This is a genomic window from Aquitalea palustris (assembly GCF_003693445.1).
Classification (GTDB): domain Bacteria; phylum Pseudomonadota; class Gammaproteobacteria; order Burkholderiales; family Chromobacteriaceae; genus Aquitalea; species Aquitalea palustris.
The window spans coordinates 1-18,220 of record NZ_RFAR01000013.1; the positions used below are offsets into that span (position 1 = coordinate 1).

Consider the following 18,220-nt stretch of genomic DNA (forward strand, 5'->3'; position numbering starts at 1 on the left):
CAAGGTCTATGATGCAGCCCACCCGCGCGCCAAAAAGAAAGACTGAACACCCTTGCGATATGGATAAAGAAAAAGCTCCGTCACCCGGAGCTTTTTCTTTGCAGCACTACGGCTCAGCGACGTTCGGGCATCGCCGCCAGCACCGCCTTGAGCAATTGCCAGGCCTTGCCCACCGACTCCACCTCGACCCGCTCGCCCGGCGCATGCGCACCACGGATGGTCGGACCGAAGGAAACCATGTCCATGTCAGGATACTTGGAGCCGATAATGCCACACTCCAACCCGGCATGAATCACCTGCACGCCGGACTTGGCAGCAAACTCTCGCTCATATACCTGCTGAAACAACGCCAGCAACGGCGACTGCGGATTGGGCGCCCAGCCCGGATAGCCGCCTTCCATCTCAACAGCAAAGCCGGCCAGCCCAAACAGGCTTTCCACTTCGCGCGCCAGCATCCAGGTACCGGAATCCAGTAGCGAACGCACCATCAGGTTGGCAAATACCTTGCCCCCCTCCACCCGCACCACGCCCAGATTATTCGAGGTTTCCACCACGCCACTCACCCGCTGGCTCATGCGCTTCACCCCGTGCGGGGCAGCATGCAGCGCAGCCAGAATGGCTTGCTGATCCTCGATGGCGAGCACCTGGCTAGCCGAGGCTGCAGCCAACTCCAAGGTGACGCCCTCGTCCACACCGGCCAGTTCGAAACGCAACAAGGACTGGAAGGCATCCAGTCGGGCAGCGACGTTGGCGGCATCCTGCTGCGGATAAGCCACGACAGCCTGCGCCTCACGGGCCAGTGCATTACGGGCGGTACCGCCACTGAAACTGATCAGGCGCAAATCGCTATCGGCCTGCAGTTCGCGCAACAGACGCACCAGAATCTTGTTGGCATTACCACGTCCCAGATGAATGTCAGCACCAGAATGACCACCCTTCAGGCCACGCACCGACAGCGCGCTCACTGCGTAAGCGGCAGGCAGCTCGGTAGTCTGATAATCGCGGGTAACATTGACATCGACACCGCCGGCGCAGCCCATATAGAACTCACCCCACTCCTCGGTATCAATATTGATCATCATGCTGCCTTGCAGCAGGCCAGCTTCCAGGCCAAGCGCCCCGCCCATGCCGGCCTCTTCATCCAGTGTCATCAACACTTCAACCGGGCCATGCGGAATATCCTCACTAGCCAACACGGCCAGCCCCATGGCGACGCCGATGCCATTATCCGCGCCTAGCGTGGTATTTTCCGCCACCAGCCAGCCATCCCGCAGCACGGGACGCACCGGATCCTTGAAAAAATCGTGTTCGGTACCGGCATTGGCCTGGCACACCATGTCCAGATGCCCCTGCAGCACCACGCCCACCCGGTTCTCGTAACCCGGGGTAGCCGGCTTGCGCACAATCAGATTGCCTGCCCCATCCACAACGGTCTGCAGGCCACGCAGCTCAGCCCAACCCTTGAGATAGTCACGCAGTTGCTGTTCATGCTTGGAGGGACGGGGAATCTCGCACAGCGTCTGAAAATGCTCCCAGACCGCCTGTGGCTGGAGTTCGGCGATATTGACCACAATGTATCCTTTGTCTTGACGTGCTGATGGGCATATTACGTCGCCATCATCGATGAAACGTGGCAGAGACTGTTGCATACAGCCCTGTTTTGTACACAATCGACTTTATCATGCTAGCGACGCGGGGTCATGCTGCAATGCAGCCAGAGCGCGACAAATTAATGTGCTCAGGAGAATGGCAAGCTGGGTACAGGAGCGATCAGCAGCAGAAGGACCATGGCTGCTCGACACAGCAGCCGGAAGGAGTCAAGCATGGACTGCATTCCGGTAAACGGGATGCAGCCCATGCCCGGAGGAAGGGTCAGACCAGGGCCAGCTGCGGGCGGGCGCCCAACTGTGGGAGCGGACGCATGTAATGATCCAGCAGCAAGCGCATGAACTGATGGCTCTTGCAAATGGCATTACGCAGCTTGATGATGGTTTCCTGGCTGGGTTGCAGTCCGACCAGGGTAACGATGATTTCCAGCGCTTCCCACGGGTGGGCATCGTCATACTTGGCATGCAGCTTCAGCCACTTCATTGCCTTGGCGCGCCCTTCTTCGTCAAACAGATTGGCATAGCGATCTTCCGAGCAGACCCGGGCCGACCACTCACCCGTCGCGCCTTCGATGGCGTAATTGGTAGCCGCCATGGCCACTGCCAGTGATTCACGGTCACACACCTGCCAGCACCATTGGCTCAGCGACAGCGTCTCCAGCGCATGCTGGTTGTGCAGCATGGCCTGGATATCCACACCTGATTCGGTCGCCCAGTTGACCCAGTGATCAGCATGATTCTGCTCGACCCGAATATTGCGGATCAGGTAGCGCCGCGCCATATCATGCCCTTCGCCTTGTCCATAGCGGATTTTCAGCAAATTCATCGCCATGTACTGGGGAAACTGATCAATGACCGGCCAGCCGCCGGACAGGAAGGCCTTGTGTATGGAATGCTCCAGCCGTGCTTCCTTCATCTGGGTGAACAAATCGTGCTCGACTACCTCGCTTTTAAAGCGATCGCAGTAATGCACCATCTCCTGCGTCCACTCCGGGTAGCTGGCAACTTCCATCAAGGGACCGGTTCTGACAAATTGATGCTGGTCTTTCATTCTGGACCTCTTTCTCAATTGTGGGCCTGTATCACTCCCCGCCTGGCAGGTGGTGCAAAACCGACTGCGGCCTGCCATGCAAGGGAGGGATGAAAGGAGCGGGTTCGCCAATGAAATACCCCTGGGCGTAATCCACTCCAATTCTTTGCAGCTCCGCCAGGATTTCTGGCGCACTGACGAATTCGGCAATGGTTTTCTTGCCGGTGACATGACCAATATGGTTGATCATCTCCACCATGGCGCGATCCACCGAGTCGTCCACCATGTCTTTGACAAAGCTGCCATCAATCTTGAGGTAGTCGACCTGCAAATGCTTCAGATAGGCAAATGACGACATGCCCGCACCAAAATCATCCAATGAGAAGTGGCAGCCCAAACCTTTCAGTTCGCTGATGAAGCGCGTGGCCTGCTGCAGATTGGAAATGGCACTGGTTTCGGTGATTTCAAAACAGATCATTGCCGGCGGGATGTCATAGCTGACAAACTGCCGCCGGATGAAATCAAGGAAATTGTCATCACACAGCGTGGCACCTGACAGATTCACGGCACAGACATCAATCGACCTATCCCCCAGCGAACGCATGTTCCACAGGGTTTCGAAGGTCTGGCGCACCACGATGCGGTCGATATCCGGCATCAGGCCGAAGCGCTCGGCCGCAGGAATGAAGGAAGCTGGCAAGATGATGTTGCCATGTTCATCGCGCAGCCGCAGTAGCACCTCGACATGCCGACCGGCACCCTTGACCACCGGCCGCAACGGCACGATTTCCTGACAGTACAGACAGAAACGCTCTTGCTCCATGGCGGTACGCAGACGCTGTACCCAAGCCATTTCTACCGAACGCACCGCCAGCTCGGTGTCTTTCGAACTGTAAAGCTGGATACGATTGCGCCCCTTTTCCTTGGCCATGTAACAAGCGATATCCGCAGCTTGCAGCGCCTCGGCCAGCGTGGCACCAGCTTCCCCAAGGAAGACCATGCCGATACTGGCACTGATGGAGAAAGGAATGCCTTCCCACTGGAAGCTGGACTGCTGCACGGCGCGCCGCAAGCGGTCAGCCTTGTCCAGCGCCTCGTCCACCCGGCAATCTTCCAGCAAGACGCCGAACTCGTCGCCACCCAAGCGGGCCAGAACATCGGACAGACCCAGCTGCTCCTGCAGCACCCGGCACACCTGGCGCAACAACTCGTCGCCTGCCGCATGGCCATTGGTATCATTGACCAGTTTGAACTGATCCAGATCGACAAACAGCAGGGCATGCGATGTTTCCGTCACCATCAGGCGGCTTAGCGCGCGCGTGACCCGCTGTTCGAATTCGCGCCGGTTATACAGGCCGGTGAGCGCGTCATGCGCAGCCTGCCAGGACAAATGATTGATGTATTGCTGCTCGATCGATTTGTCGTGCAAGGCCAACACCAGCCCGTCCACCTGCCCCAGCGAGTTGTGGATAGGTGCAACCACCAGTGAAATCATGTGACTGCTACCATCCAGCCCTTGCAGGCGCAGGCTAGGGTAAGTTTGCTTGTTTTCACACTTTGCCCGCAGCTGACTGGTGGTAATCAGGTCCATGCTGCTGCCGGAGAGGTCGATCATCGAGAACACGTCTTCGAAATAACGACCGATAGCCCCTTTGCCCGCGCCGCCGACCAGATGAAGTGCCACGGCGTTGAGGTAGCGCAGCTTGCCGGAGAGATCAATGGTGACCACGGCATCGCCAATCGAATTAAGCGTGGTTTCCGCCCTTTCCTTTTCCGCATGCAACTCGGCCTCAAAGCGGGCGGACTGGCGTAGCAAAACCTGCACCTGCCGTACCGTCAGCAGCAACAAACCGGCCCCTGCCAGCAGGTTGATCGACCACAGCAGGCTAGTGGCAAAGCGGGAACTCTCACCCAGCACTTCAGAGAAGGATCGTGCTGGTGCCTTCAGCTCTTCATTGATGTCCGCAATACGGCGACTGAGCACCATCAGCTCATCTTCACCGATATAGCTGCGGGTAAATCCGTCATGCAGCCTCTCGGCGATACCGGAAATTTCGACAATGTAGCTGTCACCGATTTCCCAATAATGAATGGCCTGACTCAGATAGCTGACATGGCGAAACCACAGGAAAGCATTGATGACATTGGCGATATCGTCAGGATGGTTGCCGCCTTGCAGCAGCCCCGCTCTGGCCTGTTGCAGATCGGGCTGCGGACGATCCAGCGCCAGCCGTGCCTGGCGATCCCCCAACTGGATGGCAATGGCCGCCTTGTAGGCCTGAAAATCCTGCTCCGAACGGCTGCCGGCATAACGCGTCAGATAGTAGATGGCATCTTTTTGCGCCTTCGACCACAGACCTTCCCCGCCTACATAGGCACGGATGGTGGACAAGGCATTGAAGCTGAAGGCACTGATCAGCAACAAGGCGCCCACAATAGCGACAAAGGGCCAGACTACCCGTATCAGCCTGCGGCTGCCGTACGCACTCATTGCAGACATTGCCCCCCGCTTACTGCATTGCTCATTTATGGAATTATCATCCACACCGGGTCATTTTTACCACAGATAGCATGCCAAGGCATGCCGTCGCTGTCAGCTGATGCGGCCAACCACCACCCATCGCCATCAATACCCATGGCAAACAAACAGATGCTCGCGACACCGTGCAGACAAACCGCCCGGCATACGTCATGGTGCTTATCGATTATTCCTGATATTTATTACTAATATTTAAATGTCAATTAAACAAACTGTCAATATCAGGCAGTTTGCAAATGGCATAGCCATCTAATAGGTATAGCCCGATTTGGCACAAGTATTTGTAACAAATACACTTTTCCCATGCACAATGAAAAAAGCTGCCGAAGCAGCTTTCCACGTCACAACAGGTCATGCACAGTTTCTAAGAAGCCAGCTCACCAGCCTGCTGTTCCTGTTGCAGGTGCCACATTTCTGCATAACGCCCGCCATGTTCGATCAGCTCACGGTGGGTACCGCGTTCCAGCACCCGGCCATCTTCCATCACGATGATCTGGTCGGCATCGACGATGGTGGACAAGCGGTGGGCGATGATCAGGGTGGTGCGATTGGCCGAGATGGCCGCCAGTTCTTGCTGGATAGCTTTCTCGGTACGCGAATCCAGTGCGCTGGTCGCCTCGTCAAAGATCAGGATGGGCGGGTTTTTCAGGATGGTGCGGGCAATGGCCACCCGCTGTTTTTCGCCGCCGGACAGCTTGAGCCCGCGCTCGCCCACCTGGGTGTCGTAACCATCAGGCAGGCTCAGCACGAAGTCGTGAATATGTGCCGAACGCGCCGCTTCCATCACTTCTTCGCGGCTGGCATCGGGCCGGCCATAAGCAATGTTGTAATAGATGCTGTCATTAAACAGCACGGTATCCTGCGGCACAATGCCGATATGGCTGCGCAGGCTATCCTGTCGCAGCTGACGGATATCCGTGCCATTGATGCTGATGCTGCCACGACCCACATCATAAAAACGGAATAACAAGCGGGAAAGAGTGGATTTGCCGGCACCGCTGGCACCCACCACCGCCAGCGAGCTGCCTGCCGGAATCTCGAAATTCAGGCCATGCAGAATGGTGCGCTTGCTGTCATAGCCAAACTCCACGCCAGCAAAACGGATGCTGGCCTGTCGCGTGTCCAGCTGCTGCGCAGCGGGTGCGTCATCCACTTCCTGATTGGTGGACAGCAGACCGAACATGCGTTCGATATCTGCCAATGAATGCTTGATCTCGCGATAGACAAAGCCCAGGAAATTCAGCGGCGCATACAGCTGGGTGATGAAGGTGGCCACCAGCACCACATCGCCAACCGTCATGCTGTGATTTACCACGCCACGCGCCGCCAGCACCATGATCAGGGTAACACCGCTGGCAATGATGATGCCCTGGCCGGCATTGAGCATGGACAGCGATACCTGGTTCTTGATGGCAGAGGCCTCCCAGGCTGCCAGATTGCGGTCATAGCGCGCCTCTTCATAGCCTTCGTTATTGAAGTACTTGACGGTTTCGTAATTGATCAGCGCATCGATGGCCTTGGCATTGGCCTTGGAATCCAGATCATTCATGCTGCGGCGGAACACCGTGCGCCACTCGGTCACCAGCAGGGTAAACACAATATAGATGGCAATGGTGGCCAGTGTTACCGCAGCAAACTCCCAGGCATAGCGGCGGAACAGAATGGCCGACACCATGCCGATTTCTAACAGTGTGGGCAGAATGTTGAACACGGTGAAATTGAGCAGGAAACCAATACCCTTGGTCCCGCGCTCGATGTCACGGCTCATGCCACCGGTCTGCCGCTCCAGATGAAAACGCAGCGACAGGCGAAACAGGTGCTGGAATACACTGCGTGCCACACTGCGCACCGCGCCCTGGATGACCCGGGCAAATACCGCATCACGCAGCTCTCCCAGCACACTGGAAGTGAGCCTGGCCAGGCCATAGCCCACCAGTGCCATCACCGGTACCGCTAGCAGGGTGGCCGGTACGGAGAGTTGATCGACAATGTCCTTGAGATAGAGCGGCACCGTGACTGCCGCCACCTTGGCCAGGATCATGCAGGCCAGCGCCAGCACTACCCGGCCCTTGAAAGCCCACAGATAAGGCAGCAGCGTCTTGAGGGTTTGCCAATCGTTGCGGTTGCCGGGAGCCGGACCACTATGGGTGAAGCGCATGGAAACTACCTGTCGGAATGCCGGCCAGAGCCGGCACGAAAAATGAGCAAAGCCGCCGACCGGCGGCTGCGAAATGTATCCGAGCCAATCACGGAAGGCATCAGTGCAGCACGCGCGGCGCCACCAGCGTCATTTCGGGAATGGTGACATCGAACCGCTTGCCGTCGTCGGCCAGCATCTGGTAGCTGCCCCGCATGGAGCCATACGGTGTCTTCAGGTGGGTGGCACTGCTGTATTCGAAGGACTGGCCCGGCTCCAGCCGTGGCTGCTCGCCCACCACGCCCATGCCACGCACTTCCTGCTCCTGATTATTGGCATCGACAATAATCCAGTGGCGGCTGACCAACTGGGCGGGTTCGCTGCCGGTATTGGTCAGGCGGATGCGATAAGCAAACACGTAAACATCGGTCGCCACATTGGACTGTTCGGCGATGTAATGCGGTTCGGCCTCCACCTCTATCTGGTAGCTTTTATCTGGCATGGTGTTTTCCTTGTGCTGTTGTACTGCATTTTATCCCGCCTTTGGCCTTGGGCGCGGTAGAATAAACGCCATTTCATGACCCCATCCGTGTTTGCAAGGTAGACCATGCGCGACTTCCGTATTGCCCCCAGCCTCCTTTCCGCCGATTTCGCCTGTCTGGGCCAGGAGGTGCGCGATGTCATCGCCGCCGGAGCCGACATCATTCACTTCGATGTCATGGACAATCACTATGTGCCGAACCTGACGGTTGGCCCTCTGGTATGTGAAGCCATCCGCCCGCATACACAAGCCCCCATCGACGTGCACCTGATGGTGAAGCCGGTGGACAGCCTGGTGCCGATGTTTGCCAAGGCCGGCGCCGACATCATCACCTTCCACCCGGAAGCGTCCGAACATATCGACCGCACCCTGGGCCTGATCAAGGAATCCGGTTGCAAGGCTGGCCTGGTATTCAATCCGGGCACTTCGCTGTCCTACCTTGATCATGTCATGGACAAGATCGACATGGTGCTGATCATGTCGGTGAATCCGGGCTTTGGCGGCCAATCCTTCATTCCGCATGCGCTGGAAAAAGTGCGCGCCGCACGCCAGCGCATCGATGAGTATACCGCCAAGCATGGCGGCGAGATCTGGCTGGAAGTAGACGGCGGCATCAAGGTCGACAATATCGCCGCCGTCGCGGCTGCCGGGGCCGACACCTTTGTCGCCGGCTCGGCCATTTACGGCCAGCCTGACTATCAGGCGGTCATTGCCGCCATGCGTGCCGAACTGGCCAAGGTAGCCTGATGCAAGCGGCCTTCGTCACCGGTGCCTCGCGCGGGCTCGGCCTGGCACTGTGTGCCGAGCTCCTGCAGCGCGGCTTTGTGGTGGTGGGGCTGGCCAGACAGCATAGCGAGGCGTTTCGCTTGCTGGCTCGGCAATATCCGCAACAGCTGCATTACCTGCGCGCCGACATGGCCGACAGCCCCGCCCTGCACGGCCTGCTGGCCGAGGCCTTGCAACTGCTGCCCATGCAAGCCGTACGGCAATTGCTGCTGATCAATAATGCCGGCGTAGTCATGCCCATCGCCAGTGCTGGCTTCTACCCGACAGCCGAGTTGACGCAGGCCATCGCCATCAATCTGACGGCTCCCATGCTGCTGACCGACGCCTTGCTGCGGCTGAGCGACGAACTGGACTGTCAGCTACGCATTATGTGCATCTCATCGGGTGCGGCGGTAAAAGCCTACCCCGGCTGGGGCGTCTACGGCAGCAGCAAGGCCGGGCTTGATCACTTCTGCCGCCATGTGGCGGAAGAGCAGCAAGCCTGCGCCAACCCGGCGCTGATTGCTGCGGTTTATCCCGGCGTGGTGGATACCGACATGCAGGCGCATATCCGCGACAGCGACCCGGCCCAGTTCCCCAACAAGGAACGGTTCGATGCCCTCAAACGCGAAGGCGGCCTCAGCACACCACAGCAGGCCGCCCGCCAGCTGGCCGAGCATCTGCTCAGCGCAGACTTTGGCCATCACCCCGTACTCGACATCCGCCATTTGCCGGATCAAGCCCAGAACTGACACCCTAGCCCTGACATCGTATGAATCTGAAACACATCAAAGCCGTTGCCTTCGATCTGGACGGCACCCTGGTTGACTCCATTCCCGATCTGGCCGCCGCGGCCAATGCCATGCGCCAGCATCTGGGCCTGCCGGCCCTGGCCGAGCTGCGCATTCAAGAGCACGTCGGCGACGGCATTGCCAGCCTGGTACACCGAGCCATTACCGATGAGCGCCACGGCGTGGCCGAAGCCACACTGTGGGAACAAGGCTTCAGCTTTTTCGTGCGCTACTACCACGAGCACCTGAGCGACAACACCAGCGTCTACCCCGGTGTGCGCGATGGCCTGGGACTGCTGCGCGCCTTGCAACTGCCACTGGTGGTGGTTACCAACAAATCGGAATGCCTGGCCGTGCCGCTGCTGCAGCAACTGGAGCTGCGCGATGCCTTCAGCCTGGTGATCGGTGGCGACACCCTGGCAGAGAAAAAACCCTCGGCCCTGCCGCTGCAGCATGTCTGCGAGGTGCTGGGCATCAACACCAGCGAACTGGCCATGGTGGGCGACTCCGAAAACGACATCCTGTCGGCCCGCGCTGCCGGCGCAGCCGCCATCGCCGTCAGCTATGGCTATGCTGATGCCAGCACGCTGCAGGCCGATCTGCTCATCGGCAATCTTGCCGAACTGTACGATTTGATGAAAAATAACTGACCACTACAACATTCAATACGGATTGCATCTGCATCATGACTATCCTGCCCGCACCGGCCAGTTGGCGATGGCAACGCTAAGCCACACCCTGTTTACTTCTTTCGCTTTCCATCCGGTTTCAAGGTAGCTCACTCATGACGCATGACACATTCGACCAGCTGGCCGCAGCTGGTTACAACCGTATTCCGGTGACGCTGGAACTGTTTGCCGACCTGGACACCCCCTTGTCGGTTTACCTCAAACTGGCCAACCAGCCCTACTCCTACCTGCTGGAGTCCGTCGTAGGCGGCGAGCGTTTTGGCCGCTACTCCTTCATCGGCCTGCCTGCCACCACGCGCCTGCGCGTCAATGCCAACAAGGTACAGGTAGAGTACGGCGACAAGGTGATCGAACAGTTCGAAGGCGATCCGCTAGCTTTTATCGAAGCCTTCCAGCAGCGTTTCAGCGCCCCACCGGTAGAAGGCCTGCCGCGCTTTACCGGCGGCCTGGTCGGCTATTTCGGCTACGACACCATCCGCTATGTGGAAAAGCGTCTGGCGGCCACCCGCAAGCCTGATGCCATTGGCACCCCGGACATCCTGCTGATGGTGTCGGAAGAACTGGCGGTGGTGGACAATCTGTCGGGCAAGCTCTATCTGATTGTCTACGCCGACCCCGCCGTACCCAATGCGCTGGCCAAGGCGGAAAGCCGGCTCGGCCAGCTGCGCGCCCGCCTGCGCGAACCGATGGATATTCCGCTGTCGCTGCCCTCCCAACCCAGCAAGGCGGTGTCTGAGTATGGCCAGGAAGAATTCAAGCAGGCTGTCGCACAATGCAAGCAATACATCGTGGACGGCGACATCATGCAGGTCGTCCTGTCGCAGCGCATGCAGATGCCCTACAGCGATTCACCGCTGTCGTTGTATCGTGCCCTGCGCAGCCTGAACCCCTCACCCTATATGTTCTTCTACCACTTCGACGATTTCCATGTTGTCGGTTCCTCGCCGGAAATCCTGGTTCGGCGCGAACAGGAAACGGTCACCGTACGCCCGATCGCCGGCACCCGCGTGCGCGGCAAGAACCGCGAGGAAGACGAGGCACTGGCGGAAGAGCTGCTGGCTGACCCCAAGGAAATCGCCGAACACGTCATGCTGATGGACCTTGGCCGCAACGACATCGGCCGCGTCGCCAATACCGGCAGCGTCAACATCACCGACAATATGGTGATCGAACGCTACTCGCATGTGATGCACATCGTTTCCAGCGTGGAAGGCAGCGTCAAGCCGGATGTCTCGAATATCGACATTCTCAAGGCCACCTTCCCGGCCGGCACCCTGTCTGGTGCACCGAAAGTGCGGGCCATGGAAATCATCGACGAGTTCGAACCCACCAAACGCGGCGTCTATGGCGGCGCCGTGGGCTACCTGGGCTTTAATGGTGACATGGACCTGGCCATCGCCATCCGCACTGCCGTGGTCAAGAACAAGATGCTGTACGTGCAATCCGGCGCCGGCATCGTGGCCGACTCGGTCCCCGAAGCGGAATGGCAGGAAACCCAGAACAAGGCCCGCGCGGTGATTCGCGCCGCCGAATTGGCCCAAGCCGGGCTGGATGCCTGAGTAGCGCCTCCGGCAGCAGACAAAACAAGCCCCGCAGCCATACTGCGGGGCTTGTTTTTTATCTGGCCCTGACGGCGAGGCCGCACACTTGCCATCAAGCGTAAGCGCCTGCGCCCCTGGTGATAATCACCACGCAACAGCAGCAACAAGGTGGGCAGCGGCAGGAAAAAAGCGGCCACCCCAGCCAACCGAGCACTGTCTGGCAGCTTCAACCATAGCAATGCGTACGGCACTGACGATAATCGCTGCTCAGAATGATCAGCAGCAAGAAGATTACCGGCAATGACACCAACGGCCATGCAATCAGCCGGAACAACAGGATATTAAAACCGGCAAACCATGAATCCTGCATCAGCAATACCCAGCACGCTGCCGACACAAGACTCACCATGACTTTATTCACACAGACAAATAAAATTTCGTTCCAGGAAAAATCTTCCAAACCGAGATAAAGCATTTTGTGCAATACGCTGCCAATCAGATAATAGATCAGCACATCCAGCAAAATATATACCTGCCAGATCAAATCACTCCCCAGCAGATATGCCCTGCATGCAGTGCATAGTATGGCAACCAGCATGACAGGCCATCCGCGCCGCCAACCAAGCAGCACACCCGCCATATACACATAGTCATTGGCAAGATACAGCGTGATACGCAGGGAATAAAACAGCGCCAACGACAACAGCAATGAAATCAATACCATCACAATCAACAAGTATTGCTGATATTGCTCAGTTCTTTCTGCGCAGCGCATGCAAGGCATTTGCCGGCAGCATTGCATATATCCGCGCCGCAAACAGCGCCAGGCCAATAACAGCGCGGCAACATGCATCAAGACAAAGGGAAAGTGCTGCAACAAGAGATGCAGATGGTAGCGCATGGTGGAAAAAATATCGGCAAAGCTATACATCAGACACCTCAATGTAATATTGGCGGCACGCATGCGGCACCTGCCCGGCCAAGCCAGTCAGCCCGGATAATCTGGCCGGAAGACTGCTGTAGTGGCTGGCATTTGCTTGAGCAATACAAGCCATCGGCTTATGTCGACATCCCCTGCCAGCAAAACAAGGCCAACCAATCTAACAAGCTGTTCCGCCCCATATAATAAGAAATTACTTAGATTGACCGGGCACAGCACTTCCCGCCAGCAGCCATGACGAATGCTTGCTGTTTGCGCGGGCCGCCAAGCGGGTATAATCAGCCTGCCGCTCCTGGCCTCTACCCCCCACCCTGACTGCCTGACAAGGGCAGCCGCCGGGAATGGCCGACCTCAAGAGAATCTGTTTACATGACCCGTTCGCTCAGTACACTCCGCACCCTCAGCCTTGCCCTGACACTTGTCGCCGCCCTGCCCGCACAGGCCGGCAATAACGAAGACCTGCTTGCCGCCCGCGAGGCCTACCGCAGCAACGACCTCGGCAAGCTGGCCAGCATCGCCAGCGCCATGCCGGCCAGCTACGCACTGCACGACTACCCGTCCTACTGGCTCACCCTCAAAGCACTGGACCGCGACAACGATGGCCAGGTAATAGGGTTTCTCAATAGCGTACGCGATGGCTGGATGCCGGAAAAAATCCGCAATGAGTGGCTGAAAAAGCTGGGCAAGCGCGAAGACTGGGGCAACTTCAACGCCGAGTGGAAAAAGCTGCCGGAGGATGCCCGGGATGAAGAATCCATCTGCTATGGTCAATTGCAGGATGTGCGCCAGGGCAAGAAGCCGGATGACCTCAACCGTTTTCTCGAGATGCGCCCGGCTCCGGATGGCTGTAACCAGTTGCTGACTGCCGCCGCCGCACAAGGCCAGCTCTCCCAGGACTGGCTGTGGCGCCGGGTGCGCCTGTTGCTGGCCGGCAATTTTGTCACACAGGCACGCCAACTGGCTGATGCCACCAATTTGCCGCTGGACAATGCCGCACTGAATAATCCGGCGGCTGCCAGCCCGGCCAGCGCCGGCGGCCAGGAAGCCATCCTGTATGGCATCGTCAGCAAGGCACGCAGTGACAGCAATGCAGCAGTCAGCCGCCTGCTGGCAGTGGAAGGTTCGCTGAGCAAGGAGCGCAGCGGCTTTGCCTGGGGACAGCTGGCCTTGCTGTCGGCACGCAAACAGCTGATGGCACAGGCACTGCAATGGTATGCCAAGGCTGATCCGCAGCAGCTGACCGCCGAACAATGGGAATGGTGGGCACGCGCGGCCTTGCGTGGCGAGCAGTGGGCGCAGCTGGAACAGATCACCCGCGCCATGCCGGCAGCCGTGGCCAGCAAGCCGGCATGGCAATACTGGCGCGCCCGCAGCCTGAAGCAACTGGGCCGCAGCAGCGAAGCACCGGCGCTGTTTGCCAAGGCCAGCATCGGCCATCACTACTACGCCTTGCTGTCGCTGGAAGAACTGGGCAATGCGCTGTCCACCCCGGCCAGCAAAACCGGCCCCAGCACGGCCGACATCAGCGCCATGCGCGCCAATCCGGCCATCCAGCGCGCCCTGGCCTTGCTGGACATCAGCAATAGCTTTGGCAAGCCGGAGTTGCGCAGCGATGCCCAACGCGAGTGGCGCTGGGCCATGCGCGGCCGTAATGATATGGAGTTGCTGGCCGCAGCGGAAATCGGCCGCCGTGAAGCGTTTTACGACATGGCCATCTACAGTGCCGAGCGCACCAAGGAAGAACACGATTATTCGCTGCGCTACCTCACACCCTATCGCGACATCACCCAGCGTTACGCCCGCCAGCTGGATGTGGACGATGCCTGGGTCTATGGCCTGATCCGCCAGGAAAGCCGCTTCATCATTGCCGCCCGCTCCGGCGTGGGGGCTTCCGGCCTGATGCAGCTGATGCCGGCCACCGCCAAATGGGTGGCCAAGAAGATGGGGCTGACCAGCTATTCGGTCACCGATATCGACACCAATGTGCAGCTGGGCACCTGGTATCTGCGCTATGTCCGTGACAGCCTGTCCGGCAACGAAGTCATGGCCACCGCTGCCTATAATGCAGGGCCGGGACGTGCCCGTGCCTGGCAGGATAGCCGCCCGCTGGACGGGACCATCTATGCTGAAACCATTCCCTTTAGCGAAACCCGTGATTATGTGCAGAAGGTCATGGCCAATGCCGCTTACTATGCCAGCACATTCGGCCATGCCAATATTTCGCTGAAGACCCGCATGGGCACCATTCCGGCACGCTGAACCACAGCAGCACAAGGAGAAAGCAATGCAAGATCGACGTATCTGCCTGATCGGCGGCAGTGGCTTCATCGGTAGCTATATTGCAGAACGGCTGGCCGAACAGGAAGCCGCGCTGACCATTGCCACCCGCAATCGCGACCGTAACAAGGCGGCACTGATTGTCCTGCCCAAGACCGAAGTGGTTTCCACCAATGTGCACCACCCGCTGGCCCTGCAGCAGCTGCTGGCCGGCCACGACACGGTGATCAGCATGGTGGGCATCCTGCATGGCACGCGCAAGGCCTTTGAACGCGCCCATGTCGAGCTGCTGGACAAGATCATCGCCAGCTGCCACAAGCAGGGAATACGCCGGCTGCTGCATATCAGCGCACTGGGCGCGGATGCCAATGCACCCAGCGACTACCAGCAAACCAAGGGCATCGCCGAACAGCGACTGCGGGAAAGTGGACTGGACTGGACCATTCTGCGGCCGTCGGTGGTATTCGGTCGTGGCGACAGCTTTCTCACCCTGTTTGCCGGCCTGCTCGACAAGCTGCCGCTGCTGCCCTTGGCCGGAGCCAATACCCGCTTTGCCCCGGTCTGGGCCGATGATCTGGCACGCGCCGTGGTCGCCTGCCTGCAAAACCCGCACAGCGTGGGCCAAAGCCTCGATCTGACCGGCCCGCGCAGCTATACCCTGGCCGAGCTGGTGCGCTATGTCGGCCAGCTGCGTGGCACACCGCGCCCGGTCATCGGCCTGCCGCAAGGAATTGCCATGCTGCAAGCCGGGCTGATGGAGCTGCTGCCCGGCCCCACCCTGATGAGCCGCGACAATGTGCGCTCACTAGCGGTGGACAATGTCAGCCCGCAGCCCTTCCCCAGCGCCCTGCTCGGCTTTGCCCCGACGCCGCTGGAAGTCGTGGCGCCTCAATACCTGGGCCAGGATGAATTCAATCTGATCCTGTCTGATTACCGCAGGGAAGCCGCCCGCTGATGCAGGTCTATATTGTCGGCGGCGCCGTGCGCGACCGCCTGCTCGGCCTGCCGGTCAAGGACAGGGACTGGGTGGTGGTGGGAGCCAGTGTCGAAAGCATGTTGCAGCAGGGCTATAAACCGGTAGGCAAGGATTTTCCGGTTTTCCTGCACCCGCATAGCCACGAGGAATACGCGCTGGCGCGCACCGAGCGCAAAACCGGCAAGGGCTACCACGGCTTTGCCTTTCATGCTGATGAAAGCGTGACGCTGGAACAGGATCTGGCCCGGCGCGACCTCACCATCAATGCCATTGCCCAGGACGATCAGGGGCAGTTGATCGACCCCTACAACGGGCAACAGGATCTGCGCGCTGGCGTGCTGCGCCATGTCAGCCCGGCCTTTGCCGAAGATCCGGTACGCATTTTGCGGCTGGCGCGCTTCGCCGCCCGTTTCGGTTTTAGCGTTGCCCCGGAAACCATGCAGTTGATGCAGGACATGGTGGCCGCCGGCGAGGTAGACGCACTGGTGGCCGAGCGGGTGTGGCAGGAAATGGCCAAGGCCTTGCAGGAAGACAAGCCCTCGCGTTTCTTCCTGATCTTGCGTGAGTGCGGTGCGCTGCAGCGCATTCTGCCAGAAGTCGACGCCCTGTTCGGCGTGCCGCAACGGGCCGATTACCACCCGGAAATCGACACCGGCGACCACGTGATGCGCGTGATCGACATGGCAGCCAGCATGCAGCAGCCATTGGCCGTGCGTTTTGCCGCACTGACCCACGACCTGGGCAAGGCGCTGACTCCGGCCGACATCCTGCCGCGGCATATCGGGCACGAGGCCCGCGGTGAAAAACCCTTGCTGGCATTATGTGAACGGCTGCGCGTACCCGCCGAGTGTCGTGACCTGGCGCGCATCACCGTGCTGCACCACACCAAGGTGCATGGCACCGCACAGATGAAGCCAAGCACCATCCTGCGCCTGTTCAAGGATTGCGATGCCCTGCGCCGGCCGGAGCGTTTCCGCCAGATGCTGGCCGCCGGGGTGGCCGACGCCCGGGGCAGGCTGCATTTCGAGACCGACCCCTATCCGCAAGCCGGCTGGCTGGACCAGTTGCTGAGCGCAGCGCTGGCGGTGGATGCCGGCAGCATCGCCAAGACCTGCAGCGAGCCCGGACAAATCGCCGCCGCTGTCGATAGTGCCCGCAGCCAGGCCATCGCCAAGGCCCGGATGACACTTGGCCTGCCCGACAAAGCGTAATGCAGCCATGATCAACTAGCCGCACCAACTTACTGGAGAACCCGATGAAAACCTGCCTGAGCCTGATTTTGCTGGCCTTGAGCGCCAGCGCCCTGGCCAATTCCGCCTGTGACAAGCCCAAGAATGATTTTGACGGTCTGTACTGCCTGAACAAGGTGTATAGCCAGGCCGACAAAGACCTGAACGAGAGCTATGGCGAACTGGCCAAGATGCTGGATGCCGAAGGCAAAAAACAATTGAAAAGCGGCCAGCTGAGCTGGATTCGCCAGCGCAATGCCGATTGCAGCTATAGCGATCAGCGCGGCTTTTTCGTCAACCTGGATTGTGCCACCCGCACCACCATCGACCGCCTGCAATTCATCAATGACCGCAAGCGTGAGTGCAAGAGTGCCGGCTGCATGAACAGCAAGCTGCAATAAACGCTGCCTCACCCTGCCCGCCTCCCGGCGGCAGGGTCTGCCTCATGGCGAAGTCGCTGCCGGCACCGCCTGGCACCGCGCTGCACCCGCAGCGACTGCCCGCGCCAGCTTCAGCGTCACCGCCGGCTGCGCCAGCCTTGCCTCCTCAGCCGGATTGACGATCACCCCATGCTCGACCAACACCGCCGGCTGGGTCGCCGTTTTCAGCACCACCAGATCATCAAACCAGTAAATCCCCAGCGCCGCATCCGCCAAGGGCCGGTTTTCCCCGGCAATGGCTTCAGTATGATGCAGGGTTGGTCGCTCGCCGGCCTCCTGCAGCGACAATGCAATCTGCCGGGCGCAGGCCAGGCTCAGCTCGGCAAAGGGGTTCTTGCGCGAAACAAACAGCGAGTAACCCTGAAACCGTCCGGCCTCGGACAGGTATTGTGGCTGCACCGAGTCGTGATGCACCGACAGCAGCAATTGCCGCCCTTGCGCCAGTTGCGTGCGTTCACTCAGCTGCCTGATGTCCCCTGCCGCACCAATCAGCAGTACATCGACACCCCGTTCACGCAACTGCTCGGCCAACAGCAGGGCCATGCGCCGGTTGAAGCTGAACTCGGTCTGGCCGCTGGCGCTACGCGCACCCGGTGCCGCCAGCGAATGGCCCACGTCCACTGCCACGCTTTGCACGTTCTGCGCCAGCGCCGGCACGGCCAGGCCGAGCAGCAGGATCAGGCTCCAGCATTGTCTCATCAGGAATCCACCTTGGAAA

The 18,220-nt window shown here is 59.4% G+C and carries 15 protein-coding genes; 8 read left to right on the forward strand and 7 right to left on the reverse strand.

All coding sequences use genetic code 11. The features are described from left to right. Positions 1–113: 113 nt before the first annotated feature. The 5 genes from EAY64_RS04550 to apaG form a co-directional block, all read right to left on the reverse strand. Positions 114–1,571, reverse strand: a complete 1,458-nt coding sequence (locus tag EAY64_RS04550) for an aminoacyl-histidine dipeptidase (protein ID WP_103523606.1) — start codon at positions 1,569–1,571, stop codon at positions 114–116. Between the two features lie 301 nt (positions 1,572–1,872). Continuing rightward, positions 1,873–2,658: an iron-containing redox enzyme family protein gene (locus tag EAY64_RS04555; RefSeq protein ID WP_103523607.1), complete on the reverse strand. Its 786-nt coding sequence runs from the start codon at positions 2,656–2,658 to the stop codon at positions 1,873–1,875. A 31-nt stretch (positions 2,659–2,689) separates the two neighbouring features. Continuing rightward, positions 2,690–5,128 (reverse strand): EAL domain-containing protein, encoded by a 2,439-nt coding sequence (locus EAY64_RS04560; protein WP_158604608.1) that lies wholly within the window; start codon positions 5,126–5,128, stop codon positions 2,690–2,692. A 412-nt stretch (positions 5,129–5,540) separates the two neighbouring features. After that, a complete protein-coding gene (locus tag EAY64_RS04565) occupies positions 5,541–7,334 on the reverse strand; it encodes an ABCB family ABC transporter ATP-binding protein/permease (RefSeq protein WP_103523609.1) in 1,794 nt (597 codons plus the stop codon). A 100-nt stretch (positions 7,335–7,434) separates the two neighbouring features. Beyond that, complete coding sequence (gene apaG, locus EAY64_RS04570) at positions 7,435–7,815, reverse strand: Co2+/Mg2+ efflux facilitator ApaG/CorD (RefSeq protein WP_103523610.1); 381 nt, start codon at positions 7,813–7,815, stop codon at positions 7,435–7,437. Positions 7,816–7,920: 105 nt separating this feature from the next. Here apaG and rpe point away from each other — a divergent pair, with 105 nt between their 5' ends. The 4 genes from rpe to trpE all read left to right on the forward strand — a co-directional run bounded on the left by rpe (position 7,921) and on the right by trpE (position 11,658). Then, positions 7,921–8,601, forward strand: a complete 681-nt coding sequence (rpe, locus tag EAY64_RS04575) for a ribulose-phosphate 3-epimerase (protein ID WP_103523611.1) — start codon at positions 7,921–7,923, stop codon at positions 8,599–8,601. Next, positions 8,601–9,371: an SDR family NAD(P)-dependent oxidoreductase gene (locus tag EAY64_RS04580; RefSeq protein ID WP_226034280.1), complete on the forward strand. Its 771-nt coding sequence runs from the start codon at positions 8,601–8,603 to the stop codon at positions 9,369–9,371. Before rpe ends, EAY64_RS04580 begins: the two co-directional genes overlap by 1 nt. 20 nt (positions 9,372–9,391) lie before the next feature. Further along, positions 9,392–10,060, forward strand: coding sequence for a phosphoglycolate phosphatase (locus EAY64_RS04585; protein WP_103523613.1), 669 nt, complete (start codon positions 9,392–9,394; stop codon positions 10,058–10,060). 134 nt (positions 10,061–10,194) lie between these two features. Further along, positions 10,195–11,658, forward strand: coding sequence for an anthranilate synthase component I (trpE, locus tag EAY64_RS04590; protein WP_103523614.1), 1,464 nt, complete (start codon positions 10,195–10,197; stop codon positions 11,656–11,658). Between the two features lie 208 nt (positions 11,659–11,866). Here the strand turns inward: trpE and EAY64_RS04595 are convergent, their stop codons facing one another. Then, positions 11,867–12,604 carry a hypothetical protein gene (locus EAY64_RS04595; RefSeq protein WP_147456175.1) on the reverse strand — a complete coding sequence of 246 codons (738 nt, stop codon included), beginning with the start codon at positions 12,602–12,604 and terminating at the stop codon, positions 11,867–11,869. A 345-nt stretch (positions 12,605–12,949) separates the two neighbouring features. On the opposite strand from EAY64_RS04595, the gene EAY64_RS04600 reads away from it, so the two are divergent. Genes EAY64_RS04600 through EAY64_RS04615 form a run of 4 tightly spaced genes read left to right on the forward strand, consistent with a single transcriptional unit; the run spans position 12,950 to position 17,463 of the window. Next, positions 12,950–14,839, forward strand: coding sequence for a lytic transglycosylase domain-containing protein (locus EAY64_RS04600; protein WP_103523616.1), 1,890 nt, complete (start codon positions 12,950–12,952; stop codon positions 14,837–14,839). Between the two features lie 25 nt (positions 14,840–14,864). Then, positions 14,865–15,812: a complex I NDUFA9 subunit family protein gene (locus tag EAY64_RS04605; RefSeq protein ID WP_103523617.1), complete on the forward strand. Its 948-nt coding sequence runs from the start codon at positions 14,865–14,867 to the stop codon at positions 15,810–15,812. Then, positions 15,812–17,044, forward strand: a complete 1,233-nt coding sequence (locus EAY64_RS04610) for a multifunctional CCA addition/repair protein (RefSeq protein ID WP_103523618.1) — start codon at positions 15,812–15,814, stop codon at positions 17,042–17,044. The genes EAY64_RS04605 and EAY64_RS04610 overlap by 1 nt, the downstream gene beginning before the upstream one ends. A 44-nt stretch (positions 17,045–17,088) precedes the next feature. Beyond that, the gene (locus EAY64_RS04615; protein ID WP_103523619.1) at positions 17,089–17,463 is read left to right on the forward strand and encodes a lysozyme inhibitor LprI family protein; all 375 of its coding nucleotides are present in this window, start codon (positions 17,089–17,091) and stop codon (positions 17,461–17,463) included. 42 nt (positions 17,464–17,505) lie between these two features. Here the strand turns inward: EAY64_RS04615 and EAY64_RS04620 are convergent, their stop codons facing one another. Then, positions 17,506–18,201, reverse strand: coding sequence for an N-acetylmuramoyl-L-alanine amidase family protein (locus tag EAY64_RS04620; protein ID WP_103523652.1), 696 nt, complete (start codon positions 18,199–18,201; stop codon positions 17,506–17,508). Between the last annotated feature and the right edge of the window lie 19 nt (positions 18,202–18,220).

Coding starts and splice junctions, on each gene's coding strand:
- EAY64_RS04610 (WP_103523618.1), top strand. CDS start 15,812: ATGCAGGTCTATATTGTCGGCGGCGCCGTGCGCGACCGCCTGCTCGGC.
- rpe (WP_103523611.1), top strand. CDS start 7,921: ATGCGCGACTTCCGTATTGCCCCCAGCCTCCTTTCCGCCGATTTCGCC.
- EAY64_RS04580 (WP_226034280.1), top strand. CDS start 8,601: ATGCAAGCGGCCTTCGTCACCGGTGCCTCGCGCGGGCTCGGCCTGGCA.
- EAY64_RS04615 (WP_103523619.1), top strand. CDS start 17,089: ATGAAAACCTGCCTGAGCCTGATTTTGCTGGCCTTGAGCGCCAGCGCC.
- EAY64_RS04600 (WP_103523616.1), top strand. CDS start 12,950: ATGACCCGTTCGCTCAGTACACTCCGCACCCTCAGCCTTGCCCTGACA.
- EAY64_RS04620 (WP_103523652.1), bottom strand. CDS start 18,201: ATGAGACAATGCTGGAGCCTGATCCTGCTGCTCGGCCTGGCCGTGCCG.
- trpE (WP_103523614.1), top strand. CDS start 10,195: ATGACGCATGACACATTCGACCAGCTGGCCGCAGCTGGTTACAACCGT.
- EAY64_RS04555 (WP_103523607.1), bottom strand. CDS start 2,658: ATGAAAGACCAGCATCAATTTGTCAGAACCGGTCCCTTGATGGAAGTT.
- EAY64_RS04560 (WP_158604608.1), bottom strand. CDS start 5,128: ATGAGTGCGTACGGCAGCCGCAGGCTGATACGGGTAGTCTGGCCCTTT.
- EAY64_RS04565 (WP_103523609.1), bottom strand. CDS start 7,334: ATGCGCTTCACCCATAGTGGTCCGGCTCCCGGCAACCGCAACGATTGG.
- apaG (WP_103523610.1), bottom strand. CDS start 7,815: ATGCCAGATAAAAGCTACCAGATAGAGGTGGAGGCCGAACCGCATTAC.
- EAY64_RS04585 (WP_103523613.1), top strand. CDS start 9,392: ATGAATCTGAAACACATCAAAGCCGTTGCCTTCGATCTGGACGGCACC.
- EAY64_RS04595 (WP_147456175.1), bottom strand. CDS start 12,604: ATGCGTGCCGCCAATATTACATTGAGGTGTCTGATGTATAGCTTTGCC.
- EAY64_RS04605 (WP_103523617.1), top strand. CDS start 14,865: ATGCAAGATCGACGTATCTGCCTGATCGGCGGCAGTGGCTTCATCGGT.